Source organism: Roseovarius salis, from assembly GCF_044472985.1.
GTDB classification, from domain to species: domain Bacteria; phylum Pseudomonadota; class Alphaproteobacteria; order Rhodobacterales; family Rhodobacteraceae; genus Roseovarius; species Roseovarius salis.
This window is the reverse complement of sequence record NZ_JBISDG010000037.1, coordinates 16457-36943: the sequence shown is the minus strand read 5'-3', so window position 1 is coordinate 36943 and position 20487 is coordinate 16457. Positions and strand designations below refer to the sequence as shown.

The following is a 20487-nucleotide window of genomic DNA, read 5'->3' as shown; positions in this document are numbered from 1 at the left end:
GCTCGTGGCCGCGGCGGCAGCCTTGGCCACGTCCTCCTTCATCACGCGTCCGTCGCGGCCCGAGCCCTCGACCTGGTCAGGCGACAGGCCCTTCTCGGTCATCGCCTTCCTTGCTGACGGGGCATCCTCGACGTCCTTGCCGCCCGGGGCGGCGGTGGCCTCTGCCGGGCGCTCTTCCTGCGCCGGGGCCGCGGCGGGGGCATCGCCCGAGGTCATCTCGGCCAGCTTGCCGCCCGCCTGCACCGTCTCGCCCTCCTTGGCGAGGATCTTCGACAGGGTGCCGGCGGCCGGGGCAGGCACCTCGACCGAGACCTTGTCGGTTTCCAGTTCGCACAGCATCTCGTCGGCCGCCACGCTGTCGCCCTCCGCCTTGAACCACGTCGAAACGGTTGCCTCGCTGACGGATTCGCCGAGGGCGGGGACCATCACGTCGACGCTCTCGCCGCTCCCGCCCGCTGGGGCCTCCTGCGCGGTCTCCTTGCCGGCGGGTTCGGCCGGCGCGGCGCCTTCGCCCTCGGTGATCGTCGCAAGCAGCGCGTCGACACCAACCGTCTCTCCCTCCTTGGCAACGATCTCGCCCATCTTTCCGGCGGCGGGGGCGGGTACTTCGACGGTGACCTTGTCGGTCTCAAGCTCGCACAGCATCTCGTCGGCGCTCACGGCGTCGCCGGGCTGCTTGAACCACGTGGCGACGGTCGCCTCGGTGACGGATTCGCCCAGTGTTGGAACTCGCACTTCAATGGTCATCGGGTCACTTTCCTTCGATCGTCAGCGCGGCGTCGACCAGCGCTTCTTGTTGGGCTTTGTGTTGCGAGGCGAGACCGGTCGCGGGCGAGGCCGCGGCCGGGCGGCCGGCATAAATCGGCCTTGTGTGCTTGGCCTTGATGCGGGTCAGCACCCACTCGATGTTCGGCTCGATGAAGGTCCAGGCGCCCTGGTTCTTCGGCTCTTCCTGGCACCAGACCACGTCTGCCTGCTTGAAGCGCTCCATTTCCTTGACCATCGAGATGGCCGGGAAGGGATAGTACTGTTCGATGCGCATCAGGTAGATGTCGTCGATCCCGCGCTTGTCGCGCTCCTCCAGCAGGTCGAAATAGACCTTGCCCGAGCACAGCACGACGCGCCGGATCTTGTCATCGGGCACCAGTTCGGTATCGGAATGGCCGTGCTGCGCATCGTCCCAAAGGACGCGGTGGAACGACGACCCGGTCGTGAAATCCTCCTCGTCCGAGATGCACATCTTGTGACGCAGCAGCGATTTGGGCGTCATCAGGATGAGCGGCTTGCGGAAGGTGCGATGTAGCTGCCGGCGCAGGATGTGGAAATAGTTCGCCGGCGTCGTGCAGTTCGCGACGATCCAGTTGTCCTGCCCGCACATGGTCAGGAACCGCTCCAGCCGGGCCGAGCTGTGCTCGGGGCCCTGCCCCTCGTACCCGTGCGGCAGCAGGCAGACGAGGCCGGACATGCGAAGCCACTTGGATTCACCCGAGCTGATGAACTGGTCGAACATGATCTGCGCGCCGTTGGCGAAATCGCCGAACTGCGCCTCCCACAGGGTCAGCGCATTGGGCTCGGCGAGGCTGTAGCCGTACTCGAAGCCCAGAACCGCGTATTCCGACAGCATCGAGTCGATGGCCTCGTACTGCGCCTGTCCTGCCCTGATGTTGTTGAGCGGGTAGTAGCGTTCCTCGGTTTCCTGGTTCACCAGGCCCGAGTGGCGCTGCGAGAAGGTGCCGCGCGTGCTGTCCTGTCCGGCCAGCCGCACCGGGTATCCCTCCAGCAGAAGCGAGCCGAAAGCCAGCGCCTCGGCCGTTGCCCAGTCTATGCCCTTGCCGGTCTCGAACATCTTCGACTTGGCCTCGAGCAGGCGCGAGACGGTCTTGTGCAGCGCAAGGCCCTCCGGCACCGTGGTCAGGGCGGTGCCGATCTCCTTGAACGTCTCGGGCTTGATGGCCGTTTCGCCGCGCTGGTAATCCTCGTCCTTGCGGTCGAGATGCGACCATTTTCCGTCCAGCCAGTCGGCCTTGTTGGGCCGGTACTCCTTGCCTGCCTCGAACTCGTCGGCGAGGAATGACTGGAAACTGGCCTTCATGTCCTCGATCTCGCCCTCGGGGATCAGGCCGTCCTTCACCAGACGGTCGGTATAGAGAGCAAGCGTGGTCTTGTGGGTCTTGATCTTCTTGTACATGAGGGGATTGGTGAACATCGGTTCATCCCCCTCGTTGTGGCCGAAGCGGCGGTAGCAGAAGACGTCGATCACCACGTCCTTGTGGAACTTCTGCCGGAACTCCGTGGCCACCTTGGCGGCATGCACCACCGCCTCGGGGTCGTCTCCGTTGACGTGAAAAATGGGCGCCTCGACCATCAGCGCGATATCGGTGGGGTAGGGCGAGGACCGCGAGAAATGTGGCGCGGTGGTGAAGCCGATCTGGTTGTTCACCACGATATGCATGGTGCCGCCGGTCTTGTGGCCCTTCAGACCCGACAGGCCGAAGCACTCCGCCACGACACCCTGTCCGGCAAAGGCGGCATCGCCGTGCAGCAGCACCGGCATCACCTTGGTGCGGTCGGTGTCGTTGTGCTGGTCCTGCTTGGCGCGCACCTTGCCGATGACCACCGGGTTCACCGCTTCCAGGTGGCTGGGATTGGCGGTCAGGCTGAGATGGACGCTGTTGCCATCGAACTCGCGGTCCGAGGAGGCGCCGAGGTGGTATTTCACGTCGCCCGATCCGTCGACATCCTCGGGCTTGAAGCTGCCGCCCTGGAACTCGTGGAATATGGCGCGGTAGGGCTTGCCCATCACGTTGGCCAGCACCGATAGCCGGCCGCGGTGGGGCATGCCGATGACGATTTCCTTGAGCCCGAGATTGCCGCCGCGCTTGATGATCTGTTCCATCGCGGGGATCACGCTCTCGCCGCCGTCGAGGCCAAAGCGTTTCGTCCCCATGTACTTGACATGAAGGTATTTTTCGAAGCCCTCGGCCTCGACCATCTTCTTCAGGATCGCCTTGCGGCCCTCGCGGGTGAACTTGATCTCCTTGTCGAAGCCCTCGATCCGCTCCTTCAGCCAAGCCGACTGCTCGGGGTCGGAGATGTGCATGTACTGCAGCGCGAAGGTGCCGCAATAGGTGCGCTTGACGATCTCCACGATCTCGCGGATCGAGGCCACCTGAAGCCCAAGAACATTGTCGATGAAGATCGGCCGGTCCATGTCGGCCTCGGTAAAGCCGTAGGATTTCGGATCGAGTTCCGGCCGGTAGCCATGGTCGCGCAGGCCGAGCGGGTCGAGCTGGGCCGCGAGGTGACCGCGGATACGGTAGGCGCGGATCAGCATGAGCGCCCGGACCGAGTCGAGCACCGCGCGCTTGACCGACTCGTCGGTGACCTCGATGCCTTTTTCCTGTGCCTTGGCCTTGATCTTGTCGCCTGCCGCCTTGGCTTCTGCCTCCGGCGGCCATTCCCCTGTCAGCGCGCCGGTCAGTTCGTCGCTGGGCTGCGGGGGCCAGTCGGGCCGCGCCCAGGAGGGGCCGGCGGCCTCCTTCTTGACGTCTACCTCTCCGTCGCCGAGCTGTTCGAAGAATGCCTTCCAGCCCTCGTCGACCGCGTTCGGGTCGCCCGCGTAGCGCGCGTAAAGCTGTTCCAGATACTGCGCGTTCGCCCCCTGCATGAAGGAAGAGGCGTGGAACTGGTCATTGGGGGATTGGTCTGTCATCGGTCAGGTCTCCGTGAAGGGCCGGCAGCTCAACGGCCCGGGGGCGGGCCGTATTCGTTGGTTTCGGGCTGCGACGGCTGCACGAGCCAGTAGACGAACAGGATCGTCACGACGATCTGCACAAGGCCGAGCAGACTCACGAGGCCGAAGCCACGCATGCCGCCGGGATGCATCGCGCCCGGACCCATGCCGCCCGGCCCCATCGGGCCCGGGCCCATCGGTCCCATGACGAGCGTGTTCAGCACCGCCAGCGCCACCGGGATGAAAATGTACCACCCCGGGCGCCCGGTGTCCTGAAGCCGGCGATAGCCCGCCGCCGTGACGGGCACGATCATCGCGAGGATGTAGACGATGTAGAGCAGCCCGATCCCCGTCAGAGAGATCACGACGGCCCCGATCAGGTAGGCCAGCATGAGCCACCAGTATTCGGGCCGTGATGCGCGCCCGGAGAAGGTGGCGTACTTCTCTGTCAGGCAGGTCTTGACGCTCGTCTGAAAATCCATGTCGGTCATTTCCTTTCCGGGGCGGGGCGCGGCGCCCCGCCGTCTGAGTTCAGCCCTTGCCGATCGCTTCCAGCACCGCCTCGCCAAGGCCGGCGGGGCTTTCGCTGACGACGATGCCGGCACTGCGCATCGCCTCGATCTTGTCGTCCGCGCCGCCCTTGCCGCCCGCGACGATGGCGCCGGCATGGCCCATGCGGCGGCCCGGCGGGGCGGTGCGCCCGGCGATGAAGCCGGCGACCGGTTTCTTGCGCCCCTTCTTGGCCTCGTCCTTTAGGAACTGGGCGGCCTCTTCCTCCTCGCTGCCGCCGATCTCGCCGATCATGATGATCGACTCGGTCTCGTCGTCGGCCAGGAACCGCTCCATCACGTCGATGTGCTCCGTCCCCTTGATCGGATCGCCGCCGATCCCGATGCAGGTGGATTGCCCCAGCCCGGCATCGGTGGTCTGCTTGACCGCCTCGTAGGTCAGGGTGCCGGAACGGCTGACCACGCCGCAGGAGCCGCGCTTGTGGATGTGGCCGGGCATGATGCCGATCTTGCAGGCGTCCGGCGTGATGATGCCGGGGCAGTTCGGGCCGATCAGCACCGACTTGCTGTCCATCAGCGCGCGCTTGACGCGCATCATGTCAAGCACGGGAATACCCTCGGTGATGCACACGACAAGCTCTATGCCCGCATCGATGGCCTCGAGGATCGAGTCCGCGGCAAAGGGCGGGGGCACGTAAATGACGCTGGCGTTCGCGCCGGTCTCGTGCATCGCCTCGTGCACGCTGTTGAACACGGGCAGGTCGAGATGCGTCTGTCCGCCCTTTCCGGGGGTGACGCCGCCGACCATGTTGGTGCCATAGGCGATGGCCTGTTCGGTGTGGAAGGTGCCCTGGGAGCCGGTGAGGCCCTGGCAGATCACCTTGGTGTTTTCGTCTACGAGGACTGCCATCTTGGCGTTCTCCTTAATGCATGCGCGGGGAAGGTGGGTTGGCACCCACCCTACGATTATCCTTTGACCGCCTTCACGATCTTGTCGGCGGCGTCGGCGAGGTCGTCGGCGGCGATGACGTTGACGTCGGAGTTGTTCAGGATCTCCTTGCCCTGCGCCACGTTCGTGCCTTCCAGCCGCACAACGAGGGGCACGTTGAGTCCCACCTCCTTGACCGCGGCCACGACGCCCTCGGCGATCACGTCGCAGCGCATGATGCCGCCGAAGATGTTGACGAGGATTCCCTTGACGTTGCTGTCGGAGGTGATGATCTTGAACGCCTCGGTCACCTTCTCCTTGGTGGCGCCGCCGCCCACGTCGAGGAAGTTGGCCGGCTCCGAGCCGTAGAGCTTGATGATGTCCATCGTGGCCATCGCCAGCCCCGCGCCATTGACCATGCAGCCGATCTCGCCGTCCAGCGCGATGTAGTTCAGGTCGTATTTCGACGCTTCGAGTTCCTTGGGGTCCTCTTCGGTCACGTCGCGCAGCTCGGCGATGTCCGAATGGCGGTGCACGGCGTTGGAGTCGAAGCCCATCTTGGCGTCGAGGCATTTCAGGTCGCCCGCGTCGGTCAGGATCAGCGGGTTGATCTCGAGCATCTCCATGTCCTTTTCGAGGAACATGGCATACAGCGTGCCCATCAGCCCGACGCACTGCTTGATCTGCTTGCCCTCCAGCCCCAGCATGAAGGCGATGCGGCGGCCATGGAAGGGCTGGTAGCCGGTCGCGGGATCGACCGAGAAGCTGAGGATCTTGTCGGGCGTCTTTTCGGCCACCTCCTCGATATCCATGCCGCCCTCGGTGGAGCACACGAAGCTGATGCGCGATGTGCCGCGATCCACGAGCAGGGCGAGGTAGAATTCCTTGTCGATGCCCGAGCCGTCCTCGATGTAGATGCGGTTGACCTGCTTGCCCTCGGGGCCGGTCTGCTTGGTCACCAGCGTCTGGCCCAGCATGCGCTTGGCCTCCTCGGCGGCCTCCTCGACCGACTTGGCGAGACGCACGCCCCCGCCCTCTCCGGCGCGGGCCTCCTTGAAGGTACCCTTGCCGCGCCCGCCGGCGTGGATCTGCGCCTTCACGACCCAGAGCGGCCCGTCGAGCGCGCCCGCGGCCGTCTTGGCCTCTTCGGCGCGCAGCACGATGCGGCCGTCCGAGACCGGCGCGCCGTAGGAGCGAAGAAGGGCCTTCGCCTGATACTCATGGATATTCATGAAACTGTCCCGTCTTGGCTAGTGTTCAATTGAGGATATACCCACAACTGAGCCAGTGGTTTAAACGGGTTTTTTCGAATTTTCGCGGATTTGGGCCGATTTTCCGGGTTTGTGATCACGCCACTTTTGCTGTGATCACAAATTGATGCGCTTGCCGGTAAACACCACGCGAAAAAGAATCAGGGCCGGTCAAGACCGGCCCCGACACGTCTGTATGCGCCATATCGTCCTATTTCAGAGAGCTGTCGATGCCCTGGCAGGCCTCGACGAGGCCTTTCACCGCGTCGACCGAATGGTTGAACATCTTCTGCTCGTCCTTGTTGAGCGATATCTCGACCACGCGCTCGATGCCGCCGGCCCCGATCACCGTCGGCACCCCGACGTAGAACCCGTCGAGCCCGTACTTGCCATCGACATGGGCCGCGCAGGGCAGCACGCGCTTCTGGTCCTTGAGATACGCCTCGGCCATCTCGATCGCCGACGTGGCGGGCGCGTAAAAGGCCGACCCGGTCTTGAGCAGGCCCACGATCTCGGCGCCGCCGTCGCGGGTGCGCTGAACGATGGCGTCCAGCTTCTCCTGCGTGGTCCAGCCCATCTTGACGAGGTCGGGAAGGGGAATGCCGGCCACGGTGGAATACCGGGTGAGCGGCACCATGGTATCGCCGTGCCCGCCCAGCACGAACGCGCTGACATCCTTCATCGACACGTCAAATTCCAGGCTGAGGAAGTGGCGGAAGCGCGCGCTGTCGAGAACGCCGGCCATGCCGCAGACCTTTTCCTTGGGCAGGCCCGAGAATTTCTGCAGCGCCCAGACCATCGCGTCGAGCGGGTTGGTGATGCAGATGACGAACGCGTCCGGAGCGTTGTCGCGGATACCCTCGCCCACGGCCTTCATCACCTTGAGGTTGATGCCCAGCAGGTCATCCCGGCTCATCCCCGGCTTGCGCGGGACGCCGGCGGTGACGATGCACACATCCGCGCCGGCGATGTCGGCGTAATCCTGCGTGCCCTTGAGCGCGGCGTCGAACCCTTCGGACGGGCCGGATTCGGCGATGTCGAGCGCCTTGCCTTCCGGCGTGCCTTCGGCGATGTCGAACAGGACGACATCGCCGAGTTCCTTGATCGCGGCCAGATGGGCGAGCGTCCCGCCGATCTGTCCCGCGCCGATGAGGGCAATCTTGGGTCTGGCCATTGCAACAGTCTCCGGTGGTTTGGATTTCGCATTGGCCTAGTCGCAAAGACGCGCCCGCGCAAGGGCGCCGCGACGCGGCATGCGCGCGCCGCCGCACTGTCCTTTCGCCGTGCCATGCGATAACTTCCCCTGTCACGGGTGCTTTGCAGTCGTCAATCCGGGGGATGCATGACGGGTTACGGCGTGGATGTTTACGCTATCGGCGTGGCCGCCGCCGTGTTCGCCGGTATCTCCAAGGGCGGCTTCGGCTCCGGCGCGGCGTTTGCCGGGGCCACGATTCTCGCGCTCGTGATCCCGCCGGGGGCGGCGTTGGGGATCATGCTGCCATTGCTGATGCTGATCGACGCGGCCACGCTGCGCCCCTATTGGCGGCAGTGGATCTGGCCCGAGGCGCAGCTGCTGCTTCTGGGGGCGCTGCCGGGGGTGGCGCTCGGCGCGGCGCTTTACAGCGTGGCCGATCCGGATCTTTTCCGCCTTCTGATCGGGGCGATTGCGCTTTTGTTCGTGTCATGGCGCATCGGGTTGCACGCGGGGCTGTTTCGTGCCGGTGACCGTGCCATGCCGGGCTGGGGCGGGGCGCTGGCCGGGGTTGCGGCCGGGTTCACCAGTTTCGTCAGTCACGCCGGCGGACCGGCCGTGGCGGTTTACCTGCTCTCCAAGCGCCCGGGCAAGACACCCTTCCAGGCCACGACGGTGCTGGTTTTCACGCTGATCAACGTTGCCAAGCTGGTGCCGTATGCGTTCCTTGGTATCTTCTCGCGCGAGACACTCTGGATGGGCGTGTGGCTAGCCCCCTTTGCGCTTCTGGGCGCATGGCTTGGCGTGCGGGCGCATCGGCGCGTGCCCGAGCGCGCCTTTTTCGCCATAACCTACGTTTTGTTGACCGTCACCGGCGCCAAGCTGGTCTGGGACGCCCTGACCTGACCCGTGGGCGCCATGGGGGTGCCGGGCGGTCAGGCCGGCCTGTTCCCCGAGGCAGTTTCTGCGCTGCGGCGGAAAAGCGCTTGAACAGTTCGGCCGAAAAATGCCATTGCTGCGCAAGATTGTTTCCGCCCATGACTCGACAAGGACACGCCGATGGATCTGACGACGCACCCTTACCGATCGGTCCTCTACATCCCGGGTTCCAAGGAACGGGCGCTGGACAAGGCGCGGACCCTGCCCACAGACGCGATCATTTTCGACCTCGAGGACGCGGTCGCCCCCGAATCCAAGGCGGAGGCCCGCCAGACACTGGCCGCCGCGCTCGGGCAGGGCGGCTATGGAAAACGCGCCAAGATCGTGCGCATCAACGCGCTGACGACCGAGTGGGGCAACGAGGACGTGCGCGTGCTGCGCGAGGCGGGCGCCGACATCTTCCTGCTGCCCAAGGTGAACCATCCTTCGGACGTGGATGCGCTGGCGGACATGCTGGGGCCCTCCGTGCCGATCTGGGTGATGATGGAAACCCCCGTCAGCGTGTTCAACGCGCGCGAGATCGCGGCGCACGCGCAGGTCACCGGGCTGGTCACGGGCACCAATGACCTGACGAAGGATCTGGGCTGCCGCAGCCGGGCGGACCGGCTGCCGCTGATGACGGCGCTGCAGATGATCGTCATGGCCGCACGTGCCGCGCGCGGCGTGGTGGCGATCGACGGCGTCTACAACCGCTTCCGTGACGGCGACGGGCTCAAGGCAGAGTGCGAGCAGGGCCGAGACCTCGGGTTCGACGGAAAGACCCTGATCCACCCCGCGCAAATCGAGGTGACGAACACGGCCTTTGCGCCCACCCAGTCGGAAATCGAGATGGCCGAGCGCCAGATCGCCGCCTACGAGGAAAGCAAGGCGTCGGGGCAGGGGGTGGCCGTGGTCGATGGGCAGATCGTGGAGAACCTGCACGTCGTGGCGGCGCAACGCGTCCTCGCCAAGGTCGAGGCGATCAGGGAAATGGCGGCGGAGTAACGCGACATGGCATATCTTGTTCTCGGTCTTGTCCTCTGGTTCGCGGGGCACCTTTTCAAGCGCGTCGCGCCCGACATGCGCGCCGGCATGGGCAACGCGGGCAAGGCGCTGGCGGCGCTGGTGATCCTTGCCGGGCTGGTGCTGATGGTTGTCGGCTATCGCGGTGCGGAATTCGTCAACCTCTGGTTCCCGCCGGCATGGACGGTGCACCTCAACAACCTTCTGATGCTGGTGGCGGTGTTCGTCTACGGGATGAGCGCGACAAAGGGCCGGCTGCGTGGCAGGATGCGCCACCCGCAGCTGACCGCCGTCAAGATATGGGCGGTGGCGCACCTGCTGGTCAATGGCGATCTCGCGTCGGTCGTGCTGTTCGGCGGCCTGCTGGCGTGGGCTGTCGTGGAGGTCATCGTCATCAATCGCACCGAGGTATGGGTGCGCCCCGAGCCTGGCCCGGCCCGCAAGGACGCGCTGCTCGTGGCCATCACGCTGGTGATGTTCGGGGCGATCACGTGGATTCACAACTGGCTGGGCGTCTGGCCGTTTCCCGGGTGAACGGCGATGAAGCTCTACCGTTTCCTCAGCGCCGATGACACGTCGGAGTTCTGCCACAAGGTGACCGCGGCGCTTAATGCCGGGTGGCAGCTGTACGGGTCTCCTGCATACGCCTTCGACGCCTCCAACGGTGTGATGCGATGCGGGCAGGCGGTCGTGAAGGAGGTCGAGGGCGAATACAGCCCCGAGATCAAGCTGGGAGCGCAGTGAGCATGGGCAAGACCAATCCGGGCCGTTTTTTCGAGGACTACACGGTGGGCGAGACGATCCACCACGCGGTGCCGCGCACGGTCTCGGGCGGCGAGCGGGCGCTCTACCATGCGCTCTATCCGGCGCGCCACGCGCTCTATTCCTCGGATGAATTCGCCCGCGGCTGCGGCCTGCCGGCGGCCCCGATAGACGACATGGCGGCCTTTCACATCGTGTTCGGCAAGACGGTGCCGGACATATCTCTCAACGCGCTGGCCAATCTCGGCTATGCCGAGGGCCGGTGGCTGAAGCCCGTCTGGCCCGGCGACACGTTACGCGCGACTTCCGAAGTGATCGGCGTTAAGCAGAATTCCAACGGCAAGTCCGGCGTGGTCTGGGTGCGCACGCGCGGGATGAACCAGCACGACGAGGTGGTGATCGACTATGTCCGGTGGGCGATGATCCGCAAGCGGGATCTCGACATGCCCGCGCCCGACACGGTCATCCCCGAGCTGAAGCCGGTGCTGGAGGCCGGGGATCTCGTGGTGCCCGGCGGGCTGGATTTCTCGGGCTACGACTTCACCCTTGCGGGGGAACCGCATCGCTGGCGCGATTACGAGATCGGCGAGGTGATCGACCACGTTGACGGCGTGACCGTCGAGGAAGCCGAACACATGATGGCCACCCGGCTGTGGCAGAACACCGCCAAGGTGCATTTCGACGCAACCCTGCGCGAGGATGGCCGCCGCCTGATCTATGGCGGCCACGTGATCTCGATGGCGCGGGCGCTGTCCTTCAACGGGCTGGCCAACTCGCAGATCGTGGCGGGCCTCAACGGCGGCGCCCATGCCAACCCCTGCTATGCCGGCGACACCATCAGGGCATGGTCCGAGGTGCTGGACAAGGCGGAGACCGCGGCGCCGGGCGTCGGCGCCCTGCGCCTGCGGCTTGTCGCGGCAAAGGGGGGCGCGCCCGGTGAGCTGAAAGGCGAGGACGGCAAGTACCTGCCGCATGTGTTGCTCGATCTCGATTGCTGGGTTCTGGTGCCCGCGTGACGACCCGGCGTGCGATCGGGGTCGGGTGCTCATCCGTGATCACGCTTATTTTCTTGTGATCACAAAGCGTCAAAATGCGACGAATTGCCAAGGGAATCCGGGATTTCGGGCTTTGCACGGGTGACAGTACGGCTAAAACGTAGGACAAAGGACCGAGCCGGTAGCGTGCCGCGACGCGCGCCCAGCCAAACCGAAAGGGACTGATCCATGGATGACGCGACCGAAGTCGAACGCCCGCTTTCCCCCCACCTGACGATTTATCGCCCCCAGATGACCTCGATCAGCTCGATCCTGACGCGTATCACCGGAAACGCGCTGATCGTGGCGGCGGTGCTGGTCGTGTGGTGGCTCCTGGCCGCCGCGACCGGACCGCAGTACTTCGCCACCGCCGACGCGGTGCTGACCTCGTGGTTTGGTGACATCGTCCTGACCTTGTCGCTCTGGGCGATCTGGTATCATTACCTGGCCGGGCTGCGGCATCTCTATTTCGACGCGGGCAACGGGCTCGACGTGCCCACGGCCGAGATGCTGGGCTGGGTCTGTGTCGTCGGGTCGGTTGCGCTGACCGTCATCACCATCGTCATCATCTGAGGGAGGACGCCATGCGTTACCTGACCGCCCGCAAGCGCGCCGAGGGAAAGGGCGCCGCGCACACCGGCGCCGAGCATCACTGGCACATGATCGTCAGCTCGGCCGGGCTGGCGCTGATCGTGCCGACCTTCCTGTATCTTTTCGGCAGCATTCTCGGCGGCTCCTACGAGGAGGTTGTGTCCAGCCTGTCCCACCCGGGGGTGGCGATCCTGTTCGCGCTGGTTCTGTTCGTCGGGATGGTCCATTTCCGCAACGGGGCGACCGTGATGATCGAGGACTACACGCGCGGAACCACGCGAAAGCTGTTGCTGGTGGCGCTGGCCTGCCTGACCTACGGCACGATCGCCACCGGGCTGTTCGCCCTTGGCCGCATCGCCCTTTGACGCCAACAGACGCGGAGTTTCCCAGATATGGCTGCTTACGAATACGAGACGCATGATTATGACGTCGTTGTGGTCGGGGCCGGCGGCGCCGGGCTGCGCGCGACCCTTGGAATGGCCGAGCAGGGCCTGCGCACGGCCTGCGTGACCAAGGTGTTCCCGACCCGGTCGCACACCGTGGCCGCGCAGGGCGGCATCGCCGCGAGCCTTGGCAACATGGGGCCGGACAACTGGCAGTGGCACATGTACGACACCGTCAAGGGCTCCGATTGGCTGGGCGACACCGACGCGATGGAATACCTCGCCCGCGAGGCGCCCAAGGCGGTCTACGAGCTGGAGCATTACGGCGTGCCGTTTTCACGCACGGAAGAGGGCAAGATCTATCAGCGCCCGTTCGGCGGGCACACGACCGAGTTCGGAGAGGGGCCGCCCGTGCAGCGCACCTGCGCCGCCGCCGACCGCACGGGCCACGCCATCCTTCACACGCTCTACGGACAGAGCCTCAAGAACAACGCGGAATTCTATATCGAGTATTTCGCCATCGACCTCATCATGTCCGATGACGGGGCCTGCACCGGCGTCGTGTGCTGGAAGCTCGACGACGGCACGATCCACGTTTTCAATTCCAAGATGGTTGTGCTGGCCACGGGCGGGTACGGGCGCGCCTATTTCTCCGCGACCTCGGCCCACACCTGCACCGGTGATGGCGGCGGCATGGTGGCGCGTGCGGGGCTGCCGCTTCAGGACATGGAATTCGTGCAGTTCCACCCCACCGGCATCTACGGCTCGGGCTGCCTGATCACCGAAGGTGCGCGCGGCGAGGGCGGATACCTCACCAATTCCGAGGGCGAGCGGTTCATGGAGCGCTACGCGCCCAACTACAAGGACCTCGCCCCGCGGGACTATGTCAGCCGCTCCATGACCATGGAAATCCGCGAGGGCCGTGGTGTGGGTGAGAACGGCGATCACATCCACCTCAACCTCAGCCATCTGCCCGCTGAGGCGCTGAACCTGAGGCTGCCGGGTATCTCGGAGAGCGCCAAGATCTTCGCCGGCGTGGACGTGACCAAGGAGCCGATCCCGGTGCTGCCCACTGTGCACTACAACATGGGCGGCATTCCCACCAACTACTGGGGCGAGGTGCTCAACCCGACCGAGGACGATCCCAACGCGGTGGTGCCGGGGCTCATGGCCGTGGGCGAGGCGGGATGTGCCAGCGTTCACGGGGCGAACCGGCTTGGGTCGAACTCGCTGATCGATCTTGTCGTGTTCGGTCGTGCGGCGGCCATCCGCGCTGGCAAGGTGGTCGACGCCGAAAGCGCGCCGCCGGCCACCAACACGGCCCAGATCGACAAGGCTCTCGATCGTTTCGACGGTCTGCGCCATGCCGATGGCGCGGTGCCCACGGCCGAGTTGCGGCTGGAAATGCAGCGTACCATGCAGGAGGACGCCGCGGTGTTCCGCACCTCCAAGACGCTCGCCGCGGGGGTCGAGAAGATGGACGGTATTGCCGCCAAGCTCGATGACCTCAGCGTGACCGACCGCAGCCTTGTCTGGAACTCCGACCTGATGGAGACGCTGGAGCTGACCAACCTGATGCCGAATGCGCTGGCCACCATTGCCGGGGCGGAGGCACGCAAGGAAAGCCGCGGCGCCCATGCGCACGAGGACCATACCGAGCGTGACGACGAGAACTGGCGCGTGCACACCATCACGCGGCTTGACGGAAACAAGGTGAGCCTGAGCTATCGGCCGATCATCGAGGATCCGCTGACGCCCGAGACGCAGGGCGGCATCAACGTCAAGAAGATCGCGCCCAAAGAGCGGACGTTCTGATTTCAAATGCACCGCGTTTGCGCCATAGCCACCAAGTCCGGATGGGCCCGCGTTCCCGCGGGAAGGCGGCCATGACCGCTTGGGCCGATCTGGGGATCACGCCGGGCCCGGTGCTGCGCGTTTTCGGCATGCGGCGGTCGGGCAACCACGCGGTCATCAACTGGCTGGGGCGCAATGCGCCCGGCGGCAGGTCCGTGTTCTTCAACAACTGCACGCCGGGCCGCAACCCGTTCGAAACGTTCCGCGCCGTCGAGGTCAACGGCCGGCGGCGGCCGGGCCGCGCCGAGGATGGCGCGGCCGGGTTCGCATCGCACGCAGGTGACGGTGCCGCGGTGATTTTTTCATACGAGGACGCGATGCCCAACGAGCGCCGACGCCAGCCCGTGTCGGCCGGCATGGAAGAGCGCCGCATCGATTTAGACGTGATCATCTGCCGCGGGTTTCTCAACTGGGCGGCGTCGCTTGCCAGGAAGCTTCAGGGTAATCCCGGCTACACACCCGCACAGCGGGTTTCGATCGTGCTCAAATCCGTCGGGCTCTATGGCCGCATGCTCGATCTCGTTATCGCCGAGTCCGAGCTCGGGCTCGTCACGATCCGCTACGACGACTGGATGGCGGCGCCCGGGTACCGCGCCCGCCTTCTGGAAAGGCTGGGTTTCGAGCGCCGCGATGACACGCTGGGCGAGGTGCAGCGCTATGGCAACGGCTCGTCCTTTCAGGATGACGCGCCGGCCGAGGAGTTGCGCACGGCCGACCGCTGGCGCGAGATGGGCGACGACCCCGAATACCGCATCGTGCTCTGGCTCGCGGCGCAGGATGCCGAGCTCCTGCAAAAGCTTTCGCGGGTCTTTCCCGACGACGCCGGGAAACTGGCCCTGCTGACGGACGAGCCGGTGCCCACCGCCCTGCCCGGACAGGCGGGGGACGAACAGCCACCGGCGCGGTCTGCCGCGCTCGATCAGATCCTCAGGAGGAATTGAGATGGTCCAACTGGCATTGCCGAAGAATTCCCGCATCACCAAGGGAAAGACCTGGCCCAAACCGGAGGGGGCCAAGAATGTCCGAAAGTTCCAGATATACCGCTGGAATCCGGACGACGGGCAGAACCCCCGCGTCGACACCTATTTCGTCGACATGGATACCTGCGGGCCGATGGTCCTTGACGCGCTGATCAAGATCAAGAACGAGATCGACCCGACGCTGACCTTCCGCCGGTCCTGCCGCGAAGGCATCTGCGGCTCCTGCGCGATGAACATCGACGGCATCAACACGCTGGCCTGTATCTACGGTATGGACGAGATCAAGGGCGACGTGAAGGTATACCCCTTGCCGCACATGGAGGTGGTCAAGGACCTGATCCCCGATCTCACCCATTTCTACGCCCAGCACGCCAGTATCATGCCTTGGCTTGAGACCAAGACCAACGCGCCCGCCAAGGAGTGGAAGCAGTCGATCGAGGATCGGGAGAAGCTGGACGGCCTCTACGAATGCGTCATGTGCGCCTGTTGCTCGACGGCCTGCCCCAGCTACTGGTGGAACGGTGACAAGTATCTCGGCCCGGCGGCGTTGCTGCACGCCTATCGCTGGATCATCGATTCGCGCGACGAGGCGACGGGCGAGCGGCTGGACGATCTCGAGGATCCGTTCAAGCTGTACCGCTGTCACACGATCATGAACTGTGCCAAGACCTGTCCCAAGGGCCTGAACCCGGCCAAGGCGATCGCGGAGACCAAGAAGATGATGCTGGACCGGACGGTCTGAACGGGGCTGGAGGGCCCGCGCTCCGCGCCCGTGCCGGACGCGCTTCGCGGCCGCCCGTCGGCGGATGCGCAGGCGGTGTTCGACGCAGGCCGGGACGAGCGGGCGCTCCACGATGCGTTGCGAGTCCGCACGCTTTCAAAATGAGCAACAGGGTCGTCGAGGGAACGCGGAGCGATTTCGACCATGCCGCCCATCCCGAAGCTCACCCCGAAAACGGCTGCCGACCGGAGGATCAGGCGCGTTCCTGCGCGGTGTCCGGCGAACGGATCGTCGGGCAGCCCGTACCGGGCGAGACAGGCTGAGGGTGCTCCATGATCGTCGTTGCCGGGCTGATAATTGCCTTCGTGCTGATCCTGGTTTTCTCGAACCGGGCGACGCGCCAGTGCCGGTGGCGCGAGGACCGCTCCGGCGACCGCGACGGCCACAAGAAGTTCCGCTGCATCGCCTGCGGTGCGGTGGCCTTTACATCCACCGGCAAACCGCCTTTGGATTGCAGGGCCGGAACACCGCGGAACCAGTAGGGGAAGGCCATGAAAGAACCGTCAGACGCAGCCGAGCGCCGCGCCGTCGCGCCTGTGATCAGCTATCCGACCGATACCCTGCCGCAGCCCGATCTGAACCTTTACCGGGCCGCGCGCGACGGGGCCGAGAAGATTGCCGAGGTCGTGGTGCCCCCCCGCGACGCGGCGACGTTCCGCGCCGATGCCGGGCAGTTCTTTCGCATCACCAGCATCGAGGGGCCGCAGGTGGGCGACCTGAACCTGTGGAACGCGCACGACCTCGGAGAGCGGTTCTACTCCGGCAAGTCGCGCGCCCTGCACGGCACGCATCTGACCACCGGGGAGCGGATGTGGTCGTGTTTTCCCTATCTGCGGCCCATGGCCACGATCACCGCCGACACGCTGGCGTGGTATGGTATCGACCAGTTCGGCGGCTCGGTGCATGACGTGATCGGTACGCGCTGTGACCCATATACAGGCAACTTGCTGTCCGGAACGCAGTACCATCATTGCTGCCATTCCAACCTGACCCGCGCGCTGGCGGACAGGCTGGGGATGAGCCTGGCCGAGGCGGAGGGCCACGTGCATGACGTGCTCAACGTTTTCATGTGCACCGGTTTTAGCCGGGACACCGGGCAGTATTTCATGAAGGCCAGCCCGGTGCGTCCGGGCGACTACCTCGAATTCTTTGCCGAGACCGACCTGCTGGGTGCGCTCTCGGCCTGTCCGGGCGGTGACTGTTCCTCGGAACACTCCAGCGACGCGGCGGCCTGCCATCCCCTGCTGGTGGAGGTGTTCGCACCGCGCGAGGGGGCGCTGGCGGGCTGGCAGAGCCCTCCTGTCAACGGCTATGACCGCAGCCACGGGCGCTGACCGACGCGGCGCCAACGAAAAAGCCCCGCCGCTGGCGGGGCCCATCTCAACCCTTGGCGATGCGCGTTCAGCCCTGGCGGGCCTTGAAGCGCTTCTGGGTCTTGTTGACCACGTAGACGCGGCCTTTGCGGCGCACGACGCGGCAGTCGCGGTGCCGGTTCTTGAGCGAACGCAGCGAGTTCTTGACCTTCATCGGTCCTCTCCTTTGTCGCGGCGCGGGCCAGCGCCTTGGGTTTCGGGTGTCCCGGGACTGGCCGGAACGGGAATTCATGGTGGGCGATGCTGGGATTGAACCAGCGACCCCTTCGATGTCAACGAAGTGCTCTACCGCTGAGCTAATCGCCCCTGAATACCAGCATGACGACACGCCCCGAAAAAATCGAGGCGCGGTAAACCGCGCCGGTGATGGGTGTCTATAAAAGGAGTCGGAAACCGGATCAAGGGCTTTTAGAACGCCATTTTCGCTCTATGATGACCGCGCACAGGAGGCACGATGCGGACCGAGGCGTTTTTCACGACCCATCCCCTGAGGCGCGATACCGCGGCGGTGTTTTCCTCGCCGCATAGCGGGCGCGATTACGCGCCGGCGTTCCTGCACCGCTCGGTCCTTGATCGTCACGCGATCCGCAGTTCCGAGGATGCGTTTGTCGATCAGCTTTTCGACGTGGCGCCCCGCTACGGCGCGCCGCTGGTCGCGGCGGCGGTGCCGCGTGCCTATGTCGATCTCAACCGCGGCGAGGAAGAGCTCGACCCCGCCCTCGTTGACGGCGTGCGCAAGGTCGCGCTCAATCCGCGCGTGGCCTCGGGGCTGGGGGTGATCCCGAGGGTGGTTGCGAACGGCAAGGCCATCTACCGCGGCAAGATACCGCGGGCCGAGGCCGAGCAGCGGATCGAACGGTACTGGCGTCCCTATCACGCGGCGCTTCGGCAGGAACTGGATACCGCCCATGCGATGTTCGGTCAGGCGATCCTGATCGATTGCCATTCCATGCCGCACGAGGCGATGGATTCGGTCACGCGGGCCGGCGCGGCGCGCCCCGACGTGGTGCTGGGCGACCGGTTCGGCGCCGCCGCCGGCGAGATCATCGTCGACATGATCGAGGCAGCCTTCCGCCAGGCCGGCTTCGTCGTCGCGCGCAACACCCCGTTCGCCGGTGCGTACGTCACCCAGACCTACGGTCGGCCGCACAGGGGCTATCACGCCGTTCAGGTCGAGATCGACCGAGCCCTTTACATGGACGAGGCGCGGATCCGCCCGCATCGCCGTTTCGACGCGTTCAAGCGCCGCCTGGAGGGCGTCATCGCGCAGATTGCCCAGATCGGCCGGCCCGTTGACCGCTCTCTCGCGGCCGAATAGCGCGCTCACCGCAGCGCCCGCCCCTTGATTATCGCGTCCGCGCCGAAGCGGCGGCGGATCTCGTCGGTGGCCCGTTCCGTCCGCCCGCGGTCTTGCGCCTGCGGGTCGAGCAGGTCGCCGGACAGGTCGGCCTGCGCATCCGGTGCCAGTTGCGACAGTCCCACGCCGAGCAGCCGGTAGGGCCCCGCGTGATCCAGCTGATCCATGAGGTGCCGCGCCGTGCGATAGATCCTGTCGGCCATCTGGGTGGGCTCGCGCAGCGCCATGCGCCGGCTCAGGGTCGCGTGGTTCGACCGCTTGAGCTTGAGGGTCACGACCCGCCCCGCCAGTGCCTTGGCCTTGGCGCGGTCGGATACCTTCTCGGACAGCCGCCAGAGGTGGCCATCCAGCACGTCGAGGCTGGCCGTGTCCTCGCCGAAGGTGGTTTCGTTCGAGATCGATTTCACCGGCGCGTTGGCCGACACAGGGCGGTCATCAAGCCCGCGCGCCAGATGCCACAGCCTGTCCCCCATCGTGCCGAAACGCGCCTGCAGGTCGTCCCGTTCCCACCGGCGCAAATCGGCAAAGCTGCGGATGCCCGCGGACTCCAGCGCGGCAAGCGTTGCCTGCCCCACGCCCCAGATCAGGCTCACCGGCCTGTCGCGCAGGAAATCCGACGTTTCCTGCGCGCCGATCACCGAGAAGCCGTGCGGCTTGTCGAGATCCGAGGCGAGCTTGGCCAGGAACTTGTTGTGGCTGAGCCCGATCGACCCGGTGACGCCGAGCTCGTCCTGCATCCGGCGGACCAGCCGCGCCAGCATCACCGCCGGGGGCGCGCCGTGCAGCCGCGCCGTGCCCGACAGGTCGAGGAACGCCTCGTCGAGCGACAGCGGCTCGACGTCCGGCGTCAGCTCTTCCATCAAGGCCCGGATCCGGCGAGAGACGGCCGCGTAATGCTCCATCCGGGGTCTGAGCACCACGGCGTCCGGGCACAGCCTGAGCGCCTGGAACATGGGCATGGCCGAGCGCACGCCGCGGATGCGCGCCACGTAGCACGCCGTGGATACCACCCCCCGCCGGCCGCCGCCTATGATCACGGGCTTGTCGCGCAGCCCCGGGTTGTCGCGCTTTTCGACGCTGGCATAGAAGGCGTCGCAATCCATGTGGGCGATCGAGAGATCGAACAGCTCGTCATGCGCCACGACCCGCGGTCCGCGGCAGGCGGGGCACCGCGGGCCGGTGTCGAAAGGCGTCAGGCAGGTGCGGCAAAGGGCGGGCATGGTCGCTCTGTGGTCGAAACGCTATCGGCATCCTACATGGGAATCGGACCCGGTTCACCAGATACCTTTCCCTGTCAACGGAGCGACAGATGACCGCCCGGCCCGATGCCGGCTTCGACGGCGCCAAGACGATCCTCTTTCTCGGCCGCCGGATCGCCGTGCTGCGTCGCGACGACATTCCCGGGCTCGTCTATCCCGGCTGCCTCGATCTGCCCGGCGGCGGCCGGGAGGGGACAGAGAGCCCCGAGGAATGCGCGCTGCGCGAACTGGAAGAGGAGCTCGGCCTGCGTCTGTGCCCGGCGGATCTGGTATGGCGGCGTTTCTACGCCCGCCCCCGTCGCGTCTGGTTCTTCGCGGCACTGCTGCCCGCCGCGCGTGCCGCCGATGTGCGGTTCGGCGGCGAGGGGCAGGGGTGGTGCCTGATGCGGCCGGAGGTCTTTGCCGCGGCCGCGGATGCCGTGCCGCATTTCCGGCAGAGGGTGCGCGACTGTCTGGCGGCGTGCCCAACAGGCCGGTAGACGTCGCCCGCTTCATCTTGCCTCAAATACTCCGGGGGAGTCGCCGCTTGCGGCGACGGGGGCAGCGCCCCCGCCCCGCCG

Annotated in this window: 23 protein-coding genes and 1 tRNA gene; 15 read left to right on the top strand and 9 right to left on the bottom strand. The window is 65.8% G+C overall.

Going from position 1 to position 20487, the window contains the following annotated elements; translation table 11 throughout:
• The 6 genes from ACH13J_RS14410 to mdh all read right to left on the bottom strand — a co-directional run.
• On the bottom strand, positions 1-747 hold a 747-nt coding region (locus tag ACH13J_RS14410; protein WP_397544042.1), incomplete at its 3' end, for a biotin/lipoyl-containing protein.
• Positions 748-751: 4 nt separating this feature from the next.
• On the bottom strand, positions 752-3712 hold the full coding sequence (locus ACH13J_RS14405) for a 2-oxoglutarate dehydrogenase E1 component (protein WP_397544041.1): 2961 nt from the start codon (positions 3710-3712) through the stop codon (positions 752-754).
• A 29-nt stretch (positions 3713-3741) separates the two neighbouring features.
• Positions 3742-4215, bottom strand: a complete 474-nt coding sequence (locus ACH13J_RS14400; protein ID WP_397544040.1) for a DUF805 domain-containing protein — start codon at positions 4213-4215, stop codon at positions 3742-3744.
• Between the two features lie 49 nt (positions 4216-4264).
• Complete coding sequence (gene sucD / locus ACH13J_RS14395; RefSeq protein WP_397544039.1) at positions 4265-5152, bottom strand: succinate--CoA ligase subunit alpha; 888 nt, start codon at positions 5150-5152, stop codon at positions 4265-4267.
• Positions 5153-5208: 56 nt separating this feature from the next.
• Positions 5209-6402, bottom strand: coding sequence for an ADP-forming succinate--CoA ligase subunit beta (sucC, locus tag ACH13J_RS14390; RefSeq protein WP_397544038.1), 1194 nt, complete (start codon positions 6400-6402; stop codon positions 5209-5211).
• 229 nt (positions 6403-6631) lie between these two features.
• Positions 6632-7594 (bottom strand): malate dehydrogenase, encoded by a 963-nt coding sequence (gene mdh, locus ACH13J_RS14385; protein ID WP_397544037.1) that lies wholly within the window; start codon positions 7592-7594, stop codon positions 6632-6634.
• A gap of 168 nt (positions 7595-7762) precedes the next feature.
• Between mdh and ACH13J_RS14380 the strand changes: the two genes are divergently transcribed.
• The 13 genes from ACH13J_RS14380 to ACH13J_RS14320 all read left to right on the top strand — a co-directional run bounded on the left by ACH13J_RS14380 (position 7763) and on the right by ACH13J_RS14320 (position 17272).
• Positions 7763-8518 (top strand): TSUP family transporter, encoded by a 756-nt coding sequence (locus tag ACH13J_RS14380; RefSeq protein ID WP_397544036.1) that lies wholly within the window; start codon positions 7763-7765, stop codon positions 8516-8518.
• A 153-nt stretch (positions 8519-8671) separates the two neighbouring features.
• Positions 8672-9535 carry an aldolase/citrate lyase family protein gene (locus tag ACH13J_RS14375; protein WP_397544035.1) on the top strand — a complete coding sequence of 288 codons (864 nt, stop codon included), beginning with the start codon at positions 8672-8674 and terminating at the stop codon, positions 9533-9535.
• 6 nt (positions 9536-9541) lie between these two features.
• Positions 9542-10087: an NnrU family protein gene (locus ACH13J_RS14370; protein ID WP_397544034.1), complete on the top strand. Its 546-nt coding sequence runs from the start codon at positions 9542-9544 to the stop codon at positions 10085-10087.
• Between the two features lie 6 nt (positions 10088-10093).
• Complete coding sequence (locus tag ACH13J_RS14365; RefSeq protein WP_397544033.1) at positions 10094-10297, top strand: DUF1737 domain-containing protein; 204 nt, start codon at positions 10094-10096, stop codon at positions 10295-10297.
• 2 nt (positions 10298-10299) lie between these two features.
• The gene (locus ACH13J_RS14360) at positions 10300-11331 is read left to right on the top strand and encodes a MaoC family dehydratase (RefSeq protein ID WP_397544032.1); all 1032 of its coding nucleotides are present in this window, start codon (positions 10300-10302) and stop codon (positions 11329-11331) included.
• A 207-nt stretch (positions 11332-11538) separates the two neighbouring features.
• Positions 11539-11922 carry a succinate dehydrogenase, cytochrome b556 subunit gene (gene sdhC / locus ACH13J_RS14355; protein WP_397544031.1) on the top strand — a complete coding sequence of 128 codons (384 nt, stop codon included), beginning with the start codon at positions 11539-11541 and terminating at the stop codon, positions 11920-11922.
• Between the two features lie 11 nt (positions 11923-11933).
• A complete protein-coding gene (gene sdhD, locus ACH13J_RS14350) occupies positions 11934-12305 on the top strand; it encodes a succinate dehydrogenase, hydrophobic membrane anchor protein (protein WP_397544030.1) in 372 nt (123 codons plus the stop codon).
• 27 nt (positions 12306-12332) lie between these two features.
• Positions 12333-14138, top strand: coding sequence for a succinate dehydrogenase flavoprotein subunit (gene sdhA, locus ACH13J_RS14345; protein WP_397544029.1), 1806 nt, complete (start codon positions 12333-12335; stop codon positions 14136-14138).
• A gap of 71 nt (positions 14139-14209) precedes the next feature.
• Positions 14210-15118 (top strand): hypothetical protein, encoded by a 909-nt coding sequence (locus ACH13J_RS14340; protein ID WP_397544028.1) that lies wholly within the window; start codon positions 14210-14212, stop codon positions 15116-15118.
• Between the two features lies 1 nt (position 15119).
• Positions 15120-15899, top strand: coding sequence for a succinate dehydrogenase iron-sulfur subunit (locus ACH13J_RS14335; protein WP_397544027.1), 780 nt, complete (start codon positions 15120-15122; stop codon positions 15897-15899).
• Positions 15900-16039: 140 nt separating this feature from the next.
• Positions 16040-16201: a hypothetical protein gene (locus tag ACH13J_RS14330; protein ID WP_397544026.1), complete on the top strand. Its 162-nt coding sequence runs from the start codon at positions 16040-16042 to the stop codon at positions 16199-16201.
• Positions 16202-16210: 9 nt separating this feature from the next.
• Positions 16211-16420 carry a hypothetical protein gene (locus ACH13J_RS14325; protein ID WP_397544025.1) on the top strand — a complete coding sequence of 70 codons (210 nt, stop codon included), beginning with the start codon at positions 16211-16213 and terminating at the stop codon, positions 16418-16420.
• Positions 16421-16429: 9 nt separating this feature from the next.
• On the top strand, positions 16430-17272 hold the full coding sequence (locus tag ACH13J_RS14320; protein WP_397544024.1) for an urea carboxylase-associated family protein: 843 nt from the start codon (positions 16430-16432) through the stop codon (positions 17270-17272).
• A gap of 67 nt (positions 17273-17339) precedes the next feature.
• Here ACH13J_RS14320 and ykgO read toward each other — a convergent pair whose 3' ends face one another.
• A complete protein-coding gene (ykgO, locus tag ACH13J_RS14315) occupies positions 17340-17465 on the bottom strand; it encodes a type B 50S ribosomal protein L36 (RefSeq protein WP_397544023.1) in 126 nt (41 codons plus the stop codon).
• A 77-nt stretch (positions 17466-17542) separates the two neighbouring features.
• Positions 17543-17617: transfer RNA gene (locus ACH13J_RS14310), tRNA-Val, on the bottom strand.
• Positions 17618-17765: 148 nt separating this feature from the next.
• Between ACH13J_RS14310 and ACH13J_RS14305 the strand changes: the two genes are divergently transcribed.
• A complete protein-coding gene (locus tag ACH13J_RS14305) occupies positions 17766-18629 on the top strand; it encodes an N-formylglutamate amidohydrolase (protein ID WP_397544022.1) in 864 nt (287 codons plus the stop codon).
• 5 nt (positions 18630-18634) lie between these two features.
• Here the strand turns inward: ACH13J_RS14305 and ACH13J_RS14300 are convergent, their stop codons facing one another.
• Positions 18635-19888 carry a DNA polymerase IV gene (locus tag ACH13J_RS14300; RefSeq protein ID WP_397544021.1) on the bottom strand — a complete coding sequence of 418 codons (1254 nt, stop codon included), beginning with the start codon at positions 19886-19888 and terminating at the stop codon, positions 18635-18637.
• 89 nt (positions 19889-19977) lie between these two features.
• Here ACH13J_RS14300 and ACH13J_RS14295 point away from each other — a divergent pair, with 89 nt between their 5' ends.
• Complete coding sequence (locus ACH13J_RS14295) at positions 19978-20406, top strand: NUDIX domain-containing protein (protein ID WP_397544020.1); 429 nt, start codon at positions 19978-19980, stop codon at positions 20404-20406.
• The last annotated feature ends 81 nt before the right edge of the window (positions 20407-20487 follow it).